Annotated in this window: 16 protein-coding genes; 8 read left to right on the top strand and 8 right to left on the bottom strand. The window is 62.3% G+C overall.

Annotated features, from left to right (window positions below):
- Positions 1-73: 73 nt before the first annotated feature.
- Complete coding sequence (locus BGO64_RS07445; protein WP_010672586.1) at positions 74-976, bottom strand: LysR family transcriptional regulator; 903 nt, start codon at positions 974-976, stop codon at positions 74-76.
- Between the two features lie 97 nt (positions 977-1,073).
- Here BGO64_RS07445 and BGO64_RS07440 point away from each other — a divergent pair, with 97 nt between their 5' ends.
- Positions 1,074-2,126 (top strand): HlyD family secretion protein, encoded by a 1,053-nt coding sequence (locus BGO64_RS07440; protein ID WP_286700406.1) that lies wholly within the window; start codon positions 1,074-1,076, stop codon positions 2,124-2,126.
- The gene (locus BGO64_RS07435; protein WP_041214289.1) at positions 2,126-3,679 is read left to right on the top strand and encodes a DHA2 family efflux MFS transporter permease subunit; all 1,554 of its coding nucleotides are present in this window, start codon (positions 2,126-2,128) and stop codon (positions 3,677-3,679) included. The genes BGO64_RS07440 and BGO64_RS07435 overlap by 1 nt, the downstream gene beginning before the upstream one ends.
- A gap of 60 nt (positions 3,680-3,739) precedes the next feature.
- Here the strand turns inward: BGO64_RS07435 and BGO64_RS07430 are convergent, their stop codons facing one another.
- A complete protein-coding gene (locus tag BGO64_RS07430) occupies positions 3,740-4,366 on the bottom strand; it encodes a lysoplasmalogenase (protein ID WP_039040401.1) in 627 nt (208 codons plus the stop codon).
- 172 nt (positions 4,367-4,538) lie between these two features.
- On the opposite strand from BGO64_RS07430, the gene BGO64_RS07425 reads away from it, so the two are divergent.
- Entirely contained in the window at positions 4,539-4,697 is a 159-nt protein-coding gene (locus BGO64_RS07425) for a hypothetical protein (protein WP_005332188.1), read from the top strand.
- An 88-nt stretch (positions 4,698-4,785) separates the two neighbouring features.
- Here BGO64_RS07425 and BGO64_RS07420 read toward each other — a convergent pair whose 3' ends face one another.
- The 6 genes from BGO64_RS07420 to BGO64_RS07395 form a co-directional block, all read right to left on the bottom strand.
- Positions 4,786-7,350 carry a TRAP transporter permease gene (locus tag BGO64_RS07420; protein ID WP_113069466.1) on the bottom strand — a complete coding sequence of 855 codons (2,565 nt, stop codon included), beginning with the start codon at positions 7,348-7,350 and terminating at the stop codon, positions 4,786-4,788.
- Positions 7,351-7,437: 87 nt separating this feature from the next.
- Complete coding sequence (locus BGO64_RS07415) at positions 7,438-8,409, bottom strand: TAXI family TRAP transporter solute-binding subunit (RefSeq protein WP_045523000.1); 972 nt, start codon at positions 8,407-8,409, stop codon at positions 7,438-7,440.
- Positions 8,410-8,956: 547 nt separating this feature from the next.
- Entirely contained in the window at positions 8,957-11,122 is a 2,166-nt protein-coding gene (locus BGO64_RS07410) for a S9 family peptidase (RefSeq protein ID WP_261999076.1), read from the bottom strand.
- A gap of 288 nt (positions 11,123-11,410) precedes the next feature.
- Entirely contained in the window at positions 11,411-11,842 is a 432-nt protein-coding gene (locus tag BGO64_RS07405; protein WP_010672577.1) for a DUF411 domain-containing protein, read from the bottom strand.
- A 45-nt stretch (positions 11,843-11,887) separates the two neighbouring features.
- A complete protein-coding gene (locus BGO64_RS07400) occupies positions 11,888-12,211 on the bottom strand; it encodes a hypothetical protein (RefSeq protein WP_048208852.1) in 324 nt (107 codons plus the stop codon).
- A gap of 76 nt (positions 12,212-12,287) precedes the next feature.
- Complete coding sequence (locus BGO64_RS07395; RefSeq protein ID WP_221436178.1) at positions 12,288-13,010, bottom strand: SDR family oxidoreductase; 723 nt, start codon at positions 13,008-13,010, stop codon at positions 12,288-12,290.
- Between the two features lie 140 nt (positions 13,011-13,150).
- On the opposite strand from BGO64_RS07395, the gene BGO64_RS07390 reads away from it, so the two are divergent.
- The 5 genes from BGO64_RS07390 to BGO64_RS07370 all read left to right on the top strand — a co-directional run bounded on the left by BGO64_RS07390 (position 13,151) and on the right by BGO64_RS07370 (position 18,237).
- Entirely contained in the window at positions 13,151-13,993 is an 843-nt protein-coding gene (locus BGO64_RS07390) for a LysR family transcriptional regulator (RefSeq protein WP_286700405.1), read from the top strand.
- 59 nt (positions 13,994-14,052) lie between these two features.
- The gene (locus BGO64_RS07385) at positions 14,053-14,652 is read left to right on the top strand and encodes an NAD(P)H-dependent oxidoreductase (RefSeq protein ID WP_041212184.1); all 600 of its coding nucleotides are present in this window, start codon (positions 14,053-14,055) and stop codon (positions 14,650-14,652) included.
- Positions 14,653-14,722: 70 nt separating this feature from the next.
- The gene (locus BGO64_RS07380; protein ID WP_010672573.1) at positions 14,723-16,579 is read left to right on the top strand and encodes a monovalent cation:proton antiporter-2 (CPA2) family protein; all 1,857 of its coding nucleotides are present in this window, start codon (positions 14,723-14,725) and stop codon (positions 16,577-16,579) included.
- A complete protein-coding gene (locus BGO64_RS07375) occupies positions 16,576-16,962 on the top strand; it encodes a SirB2 family protein (protein ID WP_202042991.1) in 387 nt (128 codons plus the stop codon). The genes BGO64_RS07380 and BGO64_RS07375 overlap by 4 nt, the downstream gene beginning before the upstream one ends.
- A 288-nt stretch (positions 16,963-17,250) precedes the next feature.
- Positions 17,251-18,237: a helix-turn-helix transcriptional regulator gene (locus tag BGO64_RS07370; RefSeq protein ID WP_029313511.1), complete on the top strand. Its 987-nt coding sequence runs from the start codon at positions 17,251-17,253 to the stop codon at positions 18,235-18,237.
- Positions 18,238-19,211: the final 974 nt, after the last annotated feature.

Here is a 19,211-nt window from a genome sequence, read left to right as displayed (position 1 = left end):
GGGCGAGCATCTTCCGGGAGTGCGATGCCCGATACAGATTCATCCACCGCTCCATACGTTGTCCTCGAAACCCTTACAGCAGCTTGTCGATGCCGTAAGCCGGGCCGTTGGCCACCAGAAAATCGATGAATGCCCTCAGCTTGCGCGGCATCAGGCGCCGCTCGGGAAACAGCAGGTAGATGGGTACCCTGGGTTGCTGCCACTCCGGCAGCAAGGAGACCAGCGTCCCGTTCGCCAGCTCATCATGGCACAGCATGGCGGGCAGGGAAGCCAGCCCCAGCCCCGCCTTCGCCGCCTCCCTGGCACAGGTGATGTTGTTGACCTGGAAGCGGGACGGGGGATCCACCAGCACTTCACGATCATCCAGCTCGAAACACCAGTGCGAGGCGAGGAACCCCGTGCTGACCGCGATCCGCTCGTGATGCACCAGATCGGCGGGCCTCTGGATCACCGGGTGGCGCGCCAGATAGTCCGGGCTGGCGCACAGCAGCCGCTCGGTGCTCCAGAGACGCCGCGCCGCCAGGTTGGAGTCGCTCATGTCGCCGACCCGCACGATGGCATCCAGCCCCTCGCTGATGGGATCCACGATGCGGTTGGTCAGCTCCAGCTCCACCTTCATGCCCGGATAGGCTTGCAGGAAGTTCGCCACCAGCCTGCCCACCACCAGCTGTCCCGTCTCGATGGGCACCGCCAGCTTGAGGGTCCCCGTCACCTCCTGCTGGCTGGCACTGAGCATCAGCTCGGCCTGGGCCAGCTCCTCCACCGCCTTGCTGCAGCGTAGATAATATTGTTCACCGGCTTCCGTCAGGGTGAGCTGCCGGGTGGAGCGATAGAGCAACCGCGCGCCGAGACGCTGCTCCAGCTCGGCAATGCGGCGGCTCACCGTCGCCTTGGTCATGCCCAGCTCCTGGGCAGCGGCGGTAAAGGAGCCCTTGTCGACGATACGAACGAGGATTAAGGCAGCATTCAGGTCCATTGTTTCACCAGTGAAACTGTATATCTCATGAATGGATACTAATCGAAACAGTTACACGATGTTAGCCTGCCCGCCACAGTTCAGGAAAACCAATATCATGAGTCAACACAAGAAGATCCCCCTGCTGGCCGCCATGGTGCTGGCCCTGCTCGGCCTGCTGTTTGCCGGTTACTGGTATCTGCATGGCCGCTACTTCGAGAGCACCGACAACGCCTACCTGCAAAGCGAGGTGACCGGCATCGGTTCCAAGCTCTCCGGCTACATCAGCGAAGTACTGGTGACCGACAACCAGGCGGTGAAGGCCGGCCAGCTCATCGCCCGGCTCGACGACCGCGAATACAGGACCAAGGTGGCGGAGGCCGAGGCCGATCTGCACCTCAACCAGGCGACGGCGGATAACCTCGCCGCCACCCGTATCCAGCAGTTGAGCCTCATCCGCCAGGCAGAGGCAAAAGTCAGCTCGGCCAATGCCGAGCAGGTCCGGGCCCAGCAGCAGGTGCGCCGGGTCAGCCAGCTCAATGAGCGTCACTACAGCTCCCAGGACAGCCTGGACGAGGTGCGTGCCGGCTTGCAGGTCAACCAGGCCCAGGCACTGGAGGCCAAGGCAGCCTTGCAGGCCGCCCGCGAGCGGCTGCTGGTGCTGGATGCCGAAGCCAAGCAGAACCAGGCCAGGCTGGCTTTGAGCGAGGCCCAGCTTGAACAAGCCAGGCTGGAACTCGGCTACACCGAGCTGCGAGCCCCCGCTGATGGCATCATCGGCAAGCGCAGCCTGCGGGAAGGGCTCTACGTCCAGTCCGGTATGCAGGTGGCCAGCCTGGTGCCCCTGAGCCAGGTGTGGGTCGAGGCCAACTTCAAGGAGACCCAGTTGCAGCACATGCAGCCGGGCCAGAAGGTGGAGGTGATCCTGGATGCCTATCCGGATCAACCGGTCGAGGGGATCATCGACAGCCTCTCTCCGGCCACCGGCGCCAAGTTCGCCCTGCTGCCACCGGAGAACGCCACCGGCAACTTCACCAAAATCGTGCAGCGGGTGCCGGTCAAGATCCGCATCCCGGATCCGGGCGCCCTGGCGGGCAAGCTGCTGCCCGGCCTCTCCACCGAGGTGATCGTCGACACCCGCACCCCTGATACCGTGGTGGCCGCCCACTGATGGACGCCATACCACGCCGCAACTGGATCGCGGTCATGGGGGGCCTCATCGGCGCCTTCATGGCCATCCTCGACATCCAGATCACCAACGCCTCCCTGAAAGACATTCAGGGGGCGCTCTCGGCCACCCTGAGCGAGAGCTCCTGGATCTCCACCTCCTATCTGGTGGCGGAGATGATCGCCATTCCGCTGAGCGGCTGGCTGAGCCGGGGACTGAGCGTGCGGCGCTACCTGCTGTGGACCACGGGCGCCTTCATCGTCGCCTCCGTGCTCTGCTCGTTCAGCTGGAACCTCACCAGCATGATCGTCTTTCGGGCGCTGCAGGGCTTCACCGGCGGGGCCCTGATCCCCATGGCCTTCTCCCTCATCGTCAGCCTGCTGCCTCTGCACAAGCGAGCCACCGGCATGGCGCTGTTCGGCCTGTGCGCCACCTTCGCCCCCGCCATCGGCCCGACCCTGGGGGGCTGGCTGACGGAGCAGATGTCCTGGCACTACATCTTCTATCTGAACGTGCCGCCCGGCTTGCTGGTGATGGCCATGCTGGCCCACGGACTGGACAGGAAGCCAGTGGACTGGGAGGTGATCAAGCGGGTGGATCTCATCGGTATCCTCACCATGGCGGTGGGTCTCGGCCTTCTGGAGGTGGTGCTGGAAGAGGGCAACCGGGAGGACTGGTTCGGCTCGAGCTTCATCGTGCGGCTCACCGTCATCTCGGTGGTGGCCCTGGTGTTCTTCGTCATCAGCCAGTTGCTGCGCCGCCACCCCCTGGTCAACCTGCGGCTGCTGCACAACCCGCGCTTCGCCCTGGCCTGCTTCGCCTATCTAGTGCTCGGTATGGGGTTGATGGGATCCATCTATGTGCTGCCCCTCTACATGACCCAGATCCACAATTACAACGCCCTGGAAATCGGTGAGGTGCTGATGTGGATGGGGTTGCCCCAGTTGCTGGTGCTTCCCCTGGTGCCCAAGCTGACCCACAAGATAGATCCGCGCTATCTGGTGAGCTTCGGCTTTCTGGTCTTCGCCATCAGCTGCTTCATGAACGTGAACATGAATGCCGACTACGCCGGGCCCCAGCTGATCCAGTCCCTCATCGTGCGGGCCCTGGGGCAGCCCTTCATCATGGTGCCCCTCTCCCTGGTGGCGACCGCCAGCCTGACGCCGGACGAGATCCCCTCCTCCTCCACCCTGCTCAACGTGCTGCGCAACCTGGGGGGCGCCTTCGGCATCGCCATCATCGCCACCCTGATCGACAACGACACCCGGACTCATGTCAGCCAGATCGGCAGCACCCTTGCCGCCACCAGCATCGAGGGGCAGGCCTATCTGATGCAGCTGGCCCAGACCATGATGGCCCAGGGAGCCGGGCCGGAGCAGGCCCAGTTGCAGGCCCGGGCCATGCTGTCGAACACCATCAGCCGCGAGGCGGCCATCATGGCCTACAACCAGGTGTTCTACGTGATGGGTATCTTCCTGCTGATCGCCAGCGCCCTGATGCTGCTGCTCAAGCAGCCGGCCCCGAGGGCCCCTGACGCAGAACCGGTCGAGGCGTGAAAGGTGGGGATCACATAGCAAAACGGGCCAGAAGGCCCGTTTTTCATAGCTGCCCGCTGGTCAGCCCGCCAGGGAGGCGGCGATCAGGAATTGGGCCGCGAAGTAGCTGCTCATGATCCAGGCCGTGGCATGGGGGAAGGGGCGGCGGAATCTGTCCAGCGCCAGCATGCTGTCGGAGAAGAGGAACATCAGCGCCCCCACCAGGGCGGCGGCGCTGCCGGCAGTGAGAGAGGCATGCCAGGCACCGGCGGCCACCCAGGCCATGGCGATGATCACCAGCATGTAGCAGAAGACGGGGATCCTCATCTCGCCGAGCTGGCCCCACAGGAGCCCGAACACCATGCCGGCCACCAGCAACAGCAGCAGGCCGTCCACCAGCTTGAGCACCAGGGGCCCCTGGGCGAAACCGACGATGTAGCAGAGGTGAGCGACAAAAAATGCCGCCAGCCCCTGGATGAAGCGATCTCGTGGCAGCATCAGCAGCACGTCCCCCGCCAGCGACAGGCAGAGACCGAGCAGGATCCAGGCGTGGGAGCCGTTGTGATCGTCGCCCTGGTAGCCAAACGCCAGGGCGATGATGAACAGCATGGTCAGGGGCTTGCTGATGTAGAACTGACGGGAGTCTGAGCCGTAAGCCGCGCGGATGTGCCACCAGCCCGATGCGATGATCAAGAAACTCAATAACATGCCCTGCTCCTCACCGGCTGCTCGCCCTGGGGCGGCAACCTCTTTAGTGCCCGCAAGAGTAGCAAATTCCCCCGGCCAGTGGCAGAGGCTGAAGCAGATGGCACCCTACACCTAAAGTCTAATTGCCCCCATCCCCGCCCTCGGGCATAAGAGACAGTTCTGGAGGATCACCATGGAAGACGCTATGACCAACTACCTGCCCGCTATCGACATCATGATGTGCCATCTTGGCATCAGCTTTGAACAGGCCTGCGAGCAGCTTGGCCTCAGCCCGCAGGAGCAGCAGACCCTCGACCAACTGCAAAAACAGAAGCAGACCCAGTCCAACTGATGCCCTGGACTGATGGCCCGAAGCGGCCGGCATCACAGCCCAGCATAAAAAACGGCGCCCGAAGGCGCCGTTTTTTATTGGGTGATGATCAGGGTCGAGCGACCCGGCGGCGTTGCAGCCAGACCACGGCCCCGAACAGCAGGAAGCCCGGCAGCCACATCAGCTCCTTGGGCCAGCGCTCGGTGGGCGCCTTGACGCTCAGGATCTGCTGATCCATCTCCAGCCCCAGATCGGCCGCCTGGCTGCCGAAGGTGACGGTGTCGATCAGGATCTTGCCGTCCTGCTCATAGGTCTGGATCCCCAGCTTGGCCAGACGATCCTCGCCACTGGCGCCCTCCGGCACCGGCAGCAGCACGGTGAAGCGGCGCAACTTGCCCACCGCATCTTCCCCTTCCATGCGCAGGCGCAGGGTGCTCTCGGCCTCCACCTGCCCCATGGTCTGGGCCAGCTCGGCCGGCGCGGCGTCGCGATACGGATCGTGCAGCATGTCCATCCAGAAGCCGGGACGGAACAGGGTGAAGGCCACCAGCAGCAGCAACACGCTCTCGTACCAGCGGCTCTTCACCAGGAAGAAGCCCTGGGTGGCGGCAGCGAAGATCAGCATGGCGATGGTGGCCACGATGAAGATCAGCACGCCGTGGGCAAAGTCCACGTTGATGAGCAGCAGATCGGTGTTGAAGATGAACAGGAACGGCAGCGCCGCGGTACGCAGGCTGTAGTAGAACGCCGTGATCCCGGTCTTGATGGGGTCGCCCTTGGAGACGGCGGCCGCGGCGAACGAGGCCAGCCCCACCGGCGGGGTCACGTCCGCCATGATGCCGAAGTAGAAGACGAACAGGTGCACCGCGATGAGCGGCACGATGAGGCCGTTTTGCTGCCCCAGGGTCACCACCACGGGGGCCAGCAGGCTGGACACCACGATGTAGTTGGCGGTGGTCGGCAGCCCCATGCCGAGGATGAGGCTCAGCAGGGCGGTGAGGATCAGCATGAGCAGCAGGTTGCCCATGGAGAGGTACTCCACCAGATCCGCCAGTACCAGGCCGACGCCGGTCTGGGAGACGGCCCCGACGATGATGCCGGCAGTGGCGGTGGCGATGCCGATGCCGATCATGTTGCGGGCACCGGCAATCAGCCCCTCGCGCAGGTCCACCACGCCATCGGTGAAGGAGCCGTAGTCGTGCTTGCCGTCGGTGCGCAGCCAGTTCAGCAGCGGACGCTGGGTCAGCAGGATGATGATGAGCATCACCGAACCCCAGAAGGCCGACAGGCCGGGGGAGAGGCGCTCCACCATCAGACACCACACCAGCACCACCACGGGCAGCAGGAAGTGCAGGCCGGAGAGCAGCACGGCGCGGGTCTCGGGCAGTTCGTCCAGTGGCTTGTCCGGGTCTTCCGCCGGCAGCGGTGCGTTGCTCGCGGCGATCTTCAGCAGTCCCAGGTAGGCGACGGCCAGCAGCACGCTGATCCCCGGCAGGGCATAGTCACCCAGCACCGGCTTGAGCCAGCCCAGACCGTAGTAGACCGCCATGGAGAGGCCGCTGATGAGGGCGGCACCGAAGGCGAAGCCGGTCAGACGACGCAGCCAGGGGCGCGGCTGACGGTTGCCGATGGGCTGCATCCCGAGCTTGAGTGCCTCGAGGTGCACGATGTAGAGCAGGGCGATGTAGGAGATGGCCGCCGGCAGGAAGGCGTGCTTGATGATCTCCACATAGGGAATGCCCACGTATTCCACCATCAGGAAGGCCGCAGCCCCCATGACCGGCGGCATGATCTGGCCGTTGACCGAAGAGGCCACTTCCACCGCGCCGGCCTTCTCCTTGGAGAAACCGACCCGTTTCATCATTGGGATGGTGAAGGTGCCCGTGGTCACCACGTTGGCGATGGAGGAGCCGGAGATGACGCCGGTCAGGGCCGAGGCGACCACGGCCGCCTTGGCCGGGCCGCCGCGCAGGTGACCCAGCAGGCTGAAGGCGAGCTGGATGAAGTAATGGCCCGCACCGGCGCGCTCGAGCAGGGCGCCAAACAGCACGAACAGGAAGACGAAGCTGGTGGAGACCCCAAGGGCGATGCCGAACACCCCTTCGGTGGTGATCCACTGGTGGTTGGCCAGCGCATGCAGGCTCACCCCGCGGTGGGCCAGCAGGGAAGGCATCCAGGGACCGGCCAGGCTGTAGGCCAGGAAGACGATGGCGATGACCGCCAGGGCCGGGCCCAGGGCGCGGCGGGCCGCTTCCAGCAGGAGCGGGATGCCGACGCAGGCCACCGCGAAGTCCATGGTGGTGAGGTTGCCGGGACGCTGGGCAAGCTCCTGGTACATCACGAACAGATAGCTGGCGACGGCGGCACCGACGAGGCCGAGGGCGATGTCGGCAAGGGGAACCCTGTCTCGCGGTGAGCTGCGCATGGCGGGGAACACCAGGTAGGCGAGCAGGATGGCGAAGGCAAGGTGAATCGAGCGTGTTTCAGTGTCGTTGAGGACGCCGATGCCAAGGGAGAAGGGCAGCGGCGAGGCAATCCAGAGCTGGAACAGGGACCAGATCAGCGCAAGACCCGCGATGATCCAGCTCATGGGGCCGACGGGCAGCCTGGCGCCGACGTCCTGGGCGATCAGCTCCTCGGCCGAGAACGCCTCTTGTTGTTGTGTTTGCTGCATAGTGTGACTCTGTAGGTACTGCAATAAATGAGACTCGCTCCCCCGAAGGAGGAGCGAGTCCGGGGCACATCCGAAGACGCAGCCGGATTACATCCAGCCACGTTCCTTGTAGTAACGCACAGCGCCTTCATGCAGCGGAGCGGAGAGACCCACCTTGATCATGTCGGCTTCCTTCAGATCCGCGAAGGCCGGGTGCAGGCGCTTGAAACGGTCCAGGTTGTCGAACACGGACTTGACCAGCTGGTAGACCACTTCCGGGTCAGCCTTGGCGCTGGTGGAGAGCACCGCCTTGCCACCGATGGACGGGGTCGGGTTCGGGCTGCCCTTGTAGAGACCACCCGGGATCTCGGCCTTGCTGTAGTAGCTCTTCTCGGCCAGCAGCTTGTCGATCTCGGGGCCGGTGACCGGCACCAGCACGGTGTCCGTGGTGGTGGAGGCTTCCTGGATGGCGCCGTTCGGGTGGCCGACGAAGTAGCTCATGGCATCGATGTTGTTGTCACCCAGGGCAGAGGCCTGCTCGGCGGGTTTCAGTTCGGAAACCAGGCTGAAGGCGGATTTGTCCCAGCCCTTCACGGCCATGATCTCTTCAAAGGTGTCACGCTGACCGGAACCCGGGTTGCCGATGTTGACGCGCTTGCCCTTCAGGTCGTCGAAGCTGGCTACCTTGGCGTCCTTGCGGGCCAGGATGGTGAACACTTCGCTCTGCAGGGAGAAGACGGCGCGGATGTCATCCATCGGACCTTCGGCCTTGAACGGCTCGACGCCCTTCATCGCCTTGTACTGGTGGTCGGACTGCATGATGCCGAAGTTGAATTCGCCGGAGCGGATGCCGTTGACGTTGGCAACACCGCCGCCACTGGCCGGGGCGTTGCACTTGATCTGGTGATCGGCGGCGCCGCGGTTGAGGAAGCGGCAGATGGACTGGCCCGCCACGTAGTAGACGCCGGTCTGACCGCCGGTGCCTATGGTCACGAAGCGCTCCTGCGCTTGCACCGGACCACCAAACGACACACCGACCAGAGCCGCCGACAAGGCGCACGCCAAGGATAATCCTTTCATGTTCTTCATCCTTTTCATTGATTTATTTCACCCGTTTCCCGGGAGAATATGAGACAGACCCGCATCAAGACGGGGTTCGCCTATACGACCTCGTACGAGGAAATGGTCGAGCGGCACGCGCCCTTCCAAAAGCCACCATCATCCTGCGGTGAGATAATCAGCGTCATGCCGATCGGAGGTGATCTGACCAGAAACGGGTCAGTTCAAAAGCATTAACGCTCCGATTAAGCACATAACACCAACATAAATCAAACAAAACAGCAAAATGGCGGATTTAAATAGCGAGAAGTTTGAAGCGGATCATTCATTTCTCAAGGGCAGATTAATTACATGAACTATCAAAGGGAAGCAATAAAAAGCACGCCCAGATTCTTTCGCAACCCTTGACTGGCAAGGATTAGATACCTGGTCCGTTATATCGCGAAATGCATACTGAACAGCATAAACACGACGTTAATGACGCTTTTGTCGCCAAGATGCAAAAACCCCGATCCGGGGCTGCCGGAACGGGGTTTGGTAACAAGCTGATTTCATTTGGGCCCGGCCATCACGCCTTGCTGCCAGCCAGCTCCAGAATGAAGGCGAACTCCAGGGCGATGTCCTCATAGGCCTTGAAACGGCCCGACTTGCCGCCGTGACCGGCCTCCATGTCGGTGCTGAGCAGCAACTGGTTGTCGTCCGTCTTCAGCTCACGCAGCTTGGCCACCCACTTGGCCGGCTCCCAGTATTGCACCTGGGAGTCGTGCAGCCCCGTGGTCACCAGCAGATTCGGGTAGGCCTGGGCCTTGACCTGATCGTAGGGGCTGTAGGCCTTCATGTAGTCGTAGTAGCGCTTCTGGTTCGGGTTGCCCCACTCGTCATACTCCCCTGTGGTGAGGGGAATGGACTCGTCCAGCATGGTGGTGACCACATCGACGAAGGGCACCTGGGCCACCACGCCGCGATAGAGCTGGGGCGCCTGGTTGATGACGGCCCCCATCAGCAGGCCGCCGGCGCTGCCTCCCATGGCATAGACCTGCTCCCTGGCGCCGTAGCCTTGCGCCACCAGCGCCTCGGTCACGTCGATGAAGTCGTTGAAGGTGTTCTGCTTCTTGAGCAGCTTGCCCTCTTCATACCAGGTGCGGCCCAGCTCCTCGCCACCCCGGATATGGGCGATGGCGTAGACGAAGCCCCGGTCCAGCAGGCTCAGGCGTGAGCTGCTGAAGTCCGGGTCCATGCTGGCGCCGTAGGAGCCATAGCCGTAGACCAGCAGGGGATTGGTGCCTGCACCACCCCCTGCCTTCTTGAACTTGTCCTTGCGATAGACCAGCGACACCGGCACGGCCACGCCGTCACGGGCGGTGATCCAGAGCCGCTCGCTGGCATATTGCGCAGGCACGAAGCCCGCCACCGGCTGCTGCTTGAGCAGAGTCCGCTTGCCGCTGTCCATGTCGAGCTCATAGGTGGAGGACGGCGTGGTCATGGAGGAGTACCCATAGCGCAGGGCGCTGGTGTCCGGCTCCGGGTTGTAGGCAAGCCAGGTGACATAGGCGGGATCGTCGAAGGCGATCTCCTTCTGTTCGCCGCTCTGCCAGTTGACCTGACGCAACCGGGTCAACCCCTGGCTGCGCTCCTCCAGCACCAGCCAGTCCCTGAACAGGGCATAGCTCTCCAGCAGCACGTCCGGATTGGGGGCGATCACCGCCTTCCAGCGATCCACCGGACTCTCCTTGGTCTCGTAGAGGCCGAAGTTCTTGCCGTCCTTGTTGGAGCGCACATAGAAGCGACCGCGGTAGTGATCCAGGCTGTATTCGTGATCCACCTGGCGGGGCAGGAACAGGCGTGGCGTCTGGCCCGGCACATTGGCATCAATGAGGCGCGCCTCGCTGGTGGTGGTGCTGGAGAGGGAGATGACGATGAAATCTTCCGAGGTGGTGGCGTAGAGGCTCACATAGAAGGAGTCGTCCTTCTCCTCGTAGACCAGGGTGTCCTTCGCGGGATCCGTGCCCAGCTCGTGGCGATAGACCTGGTAGGGCAGCAGGGTCTTGGGGTGCTTGCGCACGTAGAAGACCGTCTTGCTGTCGTTGGCCCACACCAGGTTGCCGGAGGTGTTCTCGAGGGTGTCGGCGGCCCAGGCGCCGCTCTCCAGATCGAGGAACTGGATCCTGTATTGACGGCGGGAGAGATAATCTTCCGCCACCGCCAGCCAGCGGTTGTTGCGGCTCACCTCGAGCGCCCCCAGGGCATAGAACTCGTGGCCTTCGGCGCGCTGGTTGCCATCCAGCAGCAGGGCGGGCGCCCCGTCCCCTTCCACCTTGCTGCGGGAGTAGATGGCGTACTCCTTGCCCGGCTCGTAACGGGTCTGATAGCGGTAGCCGTTCTTCACATAGGGGACAGACTCGTCCTGCTGGGGAATACGGGCCACCATCTCCTTGTAGAGCTGCTCGCGCAGCGGCTTGATCGGTGCGAGCATGGCCTCGGTGTAGGCATTCTCGGCCTTGAGATAGTCCAGCACCTCGGGCTTCTGCCGCTCGTCGTCACGCAGCCAGTAGTAGTTGTCGACGCGCGTGTCCCCGTGTTTTTTCAGGGTATGGGGGTGCTTGGCAGCCACCGGGGGGACAATGACAGGCTGGGTGGAAGTATCGCTTGTAGGCATGGCGGACTCTTCGTTGGCATGGGAACAGGGCGCAGCAAGCAGGCAAGCCAGCAGCAACCCCCGGGAAAAGGTGAACATGTCGCATCCTTTGCGCTGTCACAGGGCCGCCCCTCCCGCTGGTGCTGCACGCATCCAGACGGCACACCGGCAGGCAGTGGGAAAAGCGTCCCTGAGAAAATAAAAATTGGCGATCAATCTGCCCCTTGTCGCCCGGGGTTGCAAGGGCTCCCCGGACATTCCCCCCCAAATCGACGAAAAAGGGCCGCCATCTCGCGATGGCGGCCCTCCTCCCTGACCGTGGGCGACACGGGTTCGCTCAGGTGTGCCTCACATGATGGAAGTGTGTCTGCTCACGGTCAGCATCCATCAGCCGGGGTAGCTCGACCAGACTTTGGTCGCGCCCTCGTCACTGATGCTCAGCACCTGATAGGGCTGACCCGGAATATCCATGCCCGGCGCACTCTGGGGCATCCCCGGAATGGTCAGACCGCGGATCGCCGGTTTTTCCTTGAGCAGCTTCTGCACGTCGGCAGCGGGCACATGCCCCTCCACCACATAGCCGTTCACCACCCCGGTGTGGCAGGAGGCCAGCTGCGGGGTGATGCCATGCTGCTGCTTGATCGGGTCAAGCTGCTCGGTTTCCACGACCTTGACCTCAAAGCCGTTCTCTTCCATGTGCTTGATCCAGGTCTTGCAGCAACCGCAATACTGGGACTTGTAGACGGTCATCTGCCCGGTTGCCAGAGCAGAAAAACTGACGGTACCGGCCAGCACGGCCAGTAACAGGGACTTGTACATATCTCACCTCGGTTAAGAAGAAATGCCCGGAAAGGGAAACTCGACTCAGCCGTGGTGACGGGGCGGACGCTCGAGACGCTCCAGGGGCGCCTCCGGCATGAACAGAGAGGGAGAGAGGAATGTCGGCCTGTCGGGCTCAAGCCGGGCAACCGTCAGGCTGTCGCTGGTGAGCACCGTCATGGCGAGCGCCGAGGTGAAGCTGCCGCAGGGCATGGCTTTTTCCAGGGTACGCTCGCTCTGGCTGCAATGGGGCGTCAGGGTACAGAGATCGGCGGCCGCACGGCTGCCAAACGACATCAGCACCAGCACCAGACTCCACAGGGGGAGCCAGCGGCGGGCGCGAGCGAGTTGGCGACGGGTCAGGACCATGAGACGACTCAATGACGAAAGAGGGCCTATGGTAACCCTTGGCCCAGGGGGAGGGTCAACCCCTCCCCCGTCTGCATCAGGGTTGCTGGCGGGTGGCCGCCAGCACGATCTCCCGCACGCAGACGTTGGCCGGCTGAAGCCAGGCGTAGAGCACGGCGTCGGCGATCACCTCGGGTGCAATGACGCCTCCCATCTGATCCTTCCAGTCGTGATAGCCCGCCTTGATGCTCTCGTCCGTGGTGTGGCTGAGCAGCTCGGTCTCCACCGCGCCCGGAGCGATGGTCACCATCCGCACGCCCACATCGGCCACCTCTTCCCGGATATTCTCGGTCAGGGCGTGAACGGCGAACTTGGTGGCGCAGTAAGCGGCATGGTTCGGGAAGGTCTTGCGACCGGCGATGGAGCTGATGTTGATGATGGTGCCGCTGCGGCGGGCCTTCATGCCGGCCAGTACCGCATGCACGCCATTCAGAACCCCCATCACGTTGATGTTGAGCATCTGCTGCCACTCGGCGGGATCCTGCACGTCGGCCTGTCCCAGCAGCATGACGCCGGCATTGTTGACCAGACATCCCACCGGGCCGAATTGCGCCTCCGCCTGCGCCACGGCGGCCTTCATGGCGGCGGTGTCGGTGACATCGACCCCGATGCAGAGGGTATCGGGCAGGTTCAGCGCCTGCATGGGCTCGACCCGGCGGGCCAGCAACAGCAGCGGATGGCCGGCGGTGGAGAAGGCGCGGGCAATGGCGGCACCGATCCCGGCGGACGCGCCGGTGATCACCACGAGGGACTTGGACATGGAGTTTTCCTTCTGATGCGTTGAAATGGGCGTCAAACAAGGGCTGGCCAGCACGGGACCCAGTCACTATAGTCGCTACATCCATCGGCGATAAATATAGTTTTCCGCTGGTTATCATCTGAATTAACTATGGTATCCCCATGCTGGACCTGAGATTGCTGCGCTTCTTCATCGCCATCTATGAAGAGAAGAACATCACGGCGGCGGCAGCCCGCTGCCACGTGAGCCAACCCTCCCTCTCCGCCGGCCTTCGCCAGCTCGAAGAGAGCCTGGGGGACAGCCTCTTCATCCGGGGCAAGAAGGGGGTGGAAGCGAAGGATCCGGCCCACTATCTCTATCCCCACGCCGTCAAGCTGGTGGAAGAGGCGCGTCGCCTGCCGACCCTGTTTCGCCAGAAGGCGACGCGTGCGAGACTCAACATGGCCATCATGCCCGACCTCAGCCGCCGTCGGCTGGCGGGATTGCTTCGGCGGGTGCAGGGGGTGCTGCCCGAGCTGGATCTCACCCTCTCCGATTACGGCACCCCGGCCGACTGCCGGCTGACCCTGGATGCCCTGCGCCGGGAGGACGAGATCTTCCTGCCGCTCTGGGAAGAGGAGTACGTGCTGTGCGTTCCCAGGGGGCACCCTCTTGCGGGCAGGGCGCGTATCGAGCTGGCTGAGTTGCAACACCATGATTTCATTGAGTGCCCACCCTGCGAAGCCCATCAGCAAACCATCGGTCTGCTGGCCTGTGACCGGCTCACTCTCAATCTGGTGGCCAAGGCCGAGAGCAAGGGGCTGGTGATGGCGCTGGTGCTGGCCGGGGTGGGCATCAGCTTCCTGCCCGACGGGCTGGTGGAGGACGAAGCGGGCCTGTGCACCCTGCCCGTGAGCGGCCCCCGGATGTTCCGCCGCATCGGCCTCTGCTACCCCACCCACCAGACCCTGAATCCGGCGCTGCGCGCACTGATCCCGGAACTGGCGGGCCAGGGAGCTTCTTGATAACGTTTCAGCTCACAGTCTGTCGCATGTGCCGGCAGCAGACCCTCTTCAGGAATCCCATGAAACGCATTCTGGTCATCTTTTCACACCCGGCACTGCAGAGTTCCCGGGCCAACAAGCAACTGCTGCACGCCATCGAGGGGCTGGAGGGGATCACCCTGCACGATCTCTGCCAGCGCTATCCGGACATGTTCATCAACGTGAAACGGGAACAGGCCCTGCTGGCGGAGCACGACATCATCGTCTTCCAGCACCCCTTCTACTGGTACTCCTGCCCGGCCATCATGAAAGAGTGGATGGACCTGGTGCTGGAGTACGGCTATGCCTACGGCCCCGAGGCCCATGCCCTCAACGGCAAGCAGTGGCTCAGCGCCATCACCACGGGGGGCGGCCCCGAATCCTACTGCCGCGCCGGCTACAACCAGCGCCCGTTGCTCGACTTCCTGCTCCCCTTCCAGCAGACCGCACAGCTGTGCGGCATGCGCTGGCTGCCCCCTTTCGTGCTGCACTCCTTCCACAAGCTCGAGGATCCCGAGGCGCTGCGCCGCTGCGGCCAGGACTATCGCCAACTGCTGTGCGCCCTGCGTGACGAGCAGCTGACCCCGGCCCAGCTGGCCGAGAGCCCCTATCTGCGCGATCTGCTGGGGGTACTCCCATGACACACACTCGATCCGGGCGCAGGCCCGGCCAGCCCTCACCGGCATTCATCATGTTAAGGAGGAGCCGCTGATGGGACATGGATTGCTGTTTGACGCCCTGATCTACCTCTCGGCGGCGGTGATCGCCGTCCCGCTGGCCAAGCGGTGGGGGCTGGGCTCCGTCCTTGGCTACCTGCTGGCGGGGATCATCATAGGTCCCTTCCTGCTTGGTCTGGTGGGCGAGCAGAAAGACGTGATGCACTTCGCCGAGTTCGGGGTGGTGCTGATGCTGTTTCTGGTCGGTCTGGAGCTGCGCCCGGCCCTGTTGTGGCAACTGAAAGGGCCCATCCTCGGCACCGGTGGTCTGCAGGTGCTGCTCACCAGTGTCGCCCTGACCGGGGTGGGTTATCTTTTGGGTCTGCCCTGGCAGCAGGGGCTCGCCATCGGTCTCATTCTTGCGCTCTCCTCCACCGCCATCGTGCTGCAGAGCCTGCAGGAGCGCAAACTGATGCAGAGCGAGAGCGGCCGCTCCGCTTTCGCCGTGCTGCTGTTCCAGGACATCGCCGTCATCCCCATTCTGGCGATCCTGCCGCTGCTGGCCATCGCACCGGTCGCCAGCAGCGGCAGCTCGGAGCTGGCAGGCTGGCAGCACGGCCTGCTGGTGGTGGCCGCCATCGCCGGCATCGTGCTGGGTGGTCATTACCTGATGCGGCCGGTGTTTCGCGCCATCGCCCAGTCCCACATGCGGGAGATCTTCGTCGCTGCCGCCCTGCTGCTGGTGATCGCCATCGCCGTGCTGATGGAATCCGTCGGCCTCTCCCCCGCCCTCGGCTCCTTCCTCGCCGGCGTGGTGCTGGCGGACAGCGAATACCGCCACGAGCTGGAAGCAGACATAGAGCCGTTCAAGGGGCTGCTGCTCGGCCTCTTCTTCATGTCGGTGGGTGCCGGCATCGACTTCAGCCTCTTTGCCGCCCATCCCCTGTTGATCCCGGCACTGGTGATCGGTCTGATGGTGCTCAAGTGGCTGGTGCTGATGGGGCTCGGCTTTGTCATTCGCCTCTCCCCGAACCAGCGCTGGACCTTCGCCCTGGCCCTGGCCCAGGGCGGGGAGTTCGCCTTCGTGCTGTTCTCGTTCGCCGCCCAGAACAAGGTACTGCCGGGCAGCACCATCTCACTGCTGACTCTGGTCGTCGCCCTCTCCATGGCGCTGACACCGCTGCTGCTTATCCTCAACGATCGGGTGATCCAGCCCTGGTTCGACTACCGCAACCAGAGCGACACCCCCGAACACGAACAGCCCGAGCTGGTGGAACACCCGGTCATCATCGCCGGCTTCGGTCGCTTCGGTCAGATAGTGGGGCGTCTGCTCCACGGCCATGGTATTGGCACCACCATCCTGGAGCAGGATGCCAGCCAGATAGAGATGCTGAGAAAGTACGGCTACCAGGTGTTTTATGGGGATGCCAGCCGACTCGACCTGCTGCACGCGGCCGGCGCCCACAAGGCCAAACTGCTGGTGCTCTCCCTCAATGACCCGGCCACCTCCCTCGAAGTGATCGAGATGGTGAAAAAGCACTTCCCGCACCTCAGAATACTGGCCCGTGCCCAGGACAGACCCCATGCCCACGAGATCCTGCGCCACGGGATAGACAGCGTGCACCGCGAAACCCTGGGGTCGGCCGTGGATCTTGGGGTAGAAGCACTCACCCTCTTGGGATTCAGGGCCAATCAGGCCTGGCGTGCGGGGCAGATGTTCAAGCAGTATGACAACCGGCTGCTGCGGGAACAGGTCAACTACCTGGACGACGAGCACACCTATATCAACAAGAGCCTGCAATACCGCGACATCCTCTCCGACCTGCTGCAAGACGATCAGGAAGGACAGGAGCGTACCCACGCCCATCAATGGAACAGCGGTCTGCCCGACAACGACAAGGAAGCAACATGATTGCCTATTACCCCATGCTCAAACACCTTCACATGACCCTGGCCCTGGTCAGCCTGCTGCTCTTCCTCTACCGCTGGAGCCTGGCGCTGGCGGGCTGCGGGCGGCTGCAACAGAAATGGTTGAAGGTGCTGCCCCACATCAACGACACCTTCCTGCTGCTGTTTGGCGTGCTGCTGGCGGTGACCCTGCAGATGAGCCCTGGCCAGCAGCCCTGGTTGATGGCCAAGCTGATTGCCCTGGTGATCTACATCGGCCTGGGCGTCATGGCGCTCAAGCGCCCTGCCCGCGGCCAGAAGCTGGTGGCCGGAGTGGCCGCTCTCGCAGTATTCGGCTACATGGTGGGCGCAGCCATCACCAAATCAGCCTGGTCCTGGCTGGCATAACGACGTGTCGAGGTGGGGGCCCGTCCCTCACCTCCTTCCCACCTCCCCCTCCATATTGCTTCCATTTCCTTCCAGTCACCCTGGTCGCGAGCATTCTCTCAAGGCTTGTTTTCAATAAAAAAAAGGGGCTCAAACAACCCCTCTCCATTGTTGTTTTGTTTTATTTATCAATGCTTTGTTTCTTCATGTATGAAAATGGCGACAGTTGTCGCAGCAAAACTTGCGACATAGACTGTCGCAGGCCATGGCTAGGATACACTCAACGCTAAACCAGTGAAGGCATGCACCATGAGTAAGAAGCTGTTACGACAACTGACCTTGGCGCGTTGCATCCCGCACCGCCCTTACAAGCTGACCGCCAGCCAACTCCAGGTAAAACTGGAAGAGGAAGGCATTCACGTCAGTCTCCGTACCGTGCAACGGGACCTGGAAGAGATGTCCGGCATGGGACTGTTCGACCTCACCTCCGATGAGCGCAGCAAGCCTCATGGCTGGTGCTTCGAGCGCCATGGTCTCAATGACTTTGCCAACATCATGCCGCTCTCGCTGGCAGTGGCCCTGAAAACCTGGAGCGACCAGGCGAGCCAACTGTTGCCGGCAAGCGTGCTGACCGAATTGAACCCGCTGATCGACAAGGCTGGCCAGGTGATCCGCGACAGCCAGAGCGAACTGGCCGAGCGCTGGCTGGAGAGCGTGCACCAGTCACCTCGCCCCTTCGCTGGCAATCCGGAGATCCGCCGCAGCACCCTGATCCGCGACGCCCTCTGGCGTGGCCGCAAATTCAGCGCCGAGATCCAGCGTGTCATCAAGGAGCGTACTGTCTGGCTCTGCTATGACCGAATCAATCCCCTCGGCATCCTGAACCAGCCCGATGGCCCCATCCTGCTCTGTACCCTCTCCGAGCTGGATCCCAAGGTCTACGGCATTCCGTTCGATCACATCAAGAACGTGGAGTTGACCAACTTCAGCGCGACCCAGCCGAAGGACTTCAATATCCAGAAGCTGATCCGCGACCAGGGTTATCAGGACGTCAGCGGTCCGATCCGCTTCGTCGGGCGCATCGATGCCAACTGCCCGACCCTGATCGATGGACAAATCCCGGGACATAACCCGCGTATGACCCGTTACGACAAGCGCAGCGTGGTGGTGGAGACCGAAGTGCAGGATACGCCCGAGTTCCGCTCCTGGCTGAACAACATGAGCGGCAACCTGGAAGTGCTTGCACCCGAATCACTGCGCAAGGCCTACCCGACTCCTGGGACAAGGGTCAGCTAAAGAAACCAGCAGACAATACAAAGCCGAGATTTATCTCGGCTTTTGTCTACTTTTAAAGCATAAGTATTCAATTAATTTTGAACTCTTACACCCCTGATTGAAGCGGCTGTACCATCGTTTTCCTACCGATTTCTGCTTGTAAGAGATCTGCCATTCCCCCTGTAAGACCCCTCAGTGTTGAACCGTACGTGAAGCCATCCCGCACTGGGTATGCTTTCCACGGAAACTATCTAAATAACTGATAAAAATAGATAATATTCAACATCAGCCCATTTCTGTACCACATGTCACGGAGCGCAATCCGATTGCACACCTTGTTCGAGCCTGCAATTGCCTTAGTATGGGTCTCACAAGGACGAGCTGATTCGGCAGGATGCAGAAACAGCGCATAAACAAGGAATAGCCTGCAGGATGTGGGCAAGGAACACCTCGGGATGGGGTTGATAGCCAGGATGGTTATCACAAGGAGCGACAGGACAACCGCAGGATGCGGTAGTTGGATACCTCGGGATGAGGTTGAGTGGCACGGATTGTCGCTCATCAAGGATGTAAGGACACCGCAAGACGCGGTCAGGAACAGCTTCAAGATGAAGTGTGATAGCCAGGGTGGTTATCAGTCAGGATGACGCAGGAACACCACGGGATGTGGTAATGGACACCTCCAGGAAGGAGAGGGTGAAGCAATCAGGACAGATTGCCAGGCTAGGAAGGCCACAGGACACCCCAACGGATTGGGAAGGGGAATTTCCAAAGGAAAGGATAGCGTCAAGGATTGCAGGGAGCATGGCAGTTCAGGGAATGGACGAAATGACTTGAGGGGACAGCATCTGCTGTCCCCTTTTCTTTGGCGCTGTCCCAATTATGTGTTGGAAGGCTAATCTGGAAGTAGGTCATCACCGCGAGTGAATCGCCCCTACTTTCCTAGACACCTCAAGAGCCTCAAACTGAGGTCAATCAGGAGGTGTTATGAGCAA

It is taken from the genome of Aeromonas sp. 62-46, from assembly GCF_001898585.1.
Taxonomy (GTDB): Bacteria; Pseudomonadota; Gammaproteobacteria; order Enterobacterales; family Aeromonadaceae; genus Aeromonas; species Aeromonas caviae.
This window is presented reverse-complemented; position numbering and strand designations above follow the sequence as displayed.

Coding starts and splice junctions, on each gene's coding strand:
- BGO64_RS07445 (WP_010672586.1), bottom strand. CDS start 976: ATGGACCTGAATGCTGCCTTAATCCTCGTTCGTATCGTCGACAAGGGC.
- BGO64_RS07440 (WP_286700406.1), top strand. CDS start 1,074: ATGAGTCAACACAAGAAGATCCCCCTGCTGGCCGCCATGGTGCTGGCC.
- BGO64_RS07435 (WP_041214289.1), top strand. CDS start 2,126: ATGGACGCCATACCACGCCGCAACTGGATCGCGGTCATGGGGGGCCTC.
- BGO64_RS07430 (WP_039040401.1), bottom strand. CDS start 4,366: ATGTTATTGAGTTTCTTGATCATCGCATCGGGCTGGTGGCACATCCGC.
- BGO64_RS07425 (WP_005332188.1), top strand. CDS start 4,539: ATGGAAGACGCTATGACCAACTACCTGCCCGCTATCGACATCATGATG.
- BGO64_RS07420 (WP_113069466.1), bottom strand. CDS start 7,350: ATGCAGCAAACACAACAACAAGAGGCGTTCTCGGCCGAGGAGCTGATC.
- BGO64_RS07415 (WP_045523000.1), bottom strand. CDS start 8,409: ATGAAAGGATTATCCTTGGCGTGCGCCTTGTCGGCGGCTCTGGTCGGT.
- BGO64_RS07410 (WP_261999076.1), bottom strand. CDS start 11,122: ATGTTCACCTTTTCCCGGGGGTTGCTGCTGGCTTGCCTGCTTGCTGCG.
- BGO64_RS07405 (WP_010672577.1), bottom strand. CDS start 11,842: ATGTACAAGTCCCTGTTACTGGCCGTGCTGGCCGGTACCGTCAGTTTT.
- BGO64_RS07400 (WP_048208852.1), bottom strand. CDS start 12,211: ATGGTCCTGACCCGTCGCCAACTCGCTCGCGCCCGCCGCTGGCTCCCC.
- BGO64_RS07395 (WP_221436178.1), bottom strand. CDS start 13,010: ATGTCCAAGTCCCTCGTGGTGATCACCGGCGCGTCCGCCGGGATCGGT.
- BGO64_RS07390 (WP_286700405.1), top strand. CDS start 13,151: ATGCTGGACCTGAGATTGCTGCGCTTCTTCATCGCCATCTATGAAGAG.
- BGO64_RS07385 (WP_041212184.1), top strand. CDS start 14,053: ATGAAACGCATTCTGGTCATCTTTTCACACCCGGCACTGCAGAGTTCC.
- BGO64_RS07380 (WP_010672573.1), top strand. CDS start 14,723: ATGGGACATGGATTGCTGTTTGACGCCCTGATCTACCTCTCGGCGGCG.
- BGO64_RS07375 (WP_202042991.1), top strand. CDS start 16,576: ATGATTGCCTATTACCCCATGCTCAAACACCTTCACATGACCCTGGCC.
- BGO64_RS07370 (WP_029313511.1), top strand. CDS start 17,251: ATGAGTAAGAAGCTGTTACGACAACTGACCTTGGCGCGTTGCATCCCG.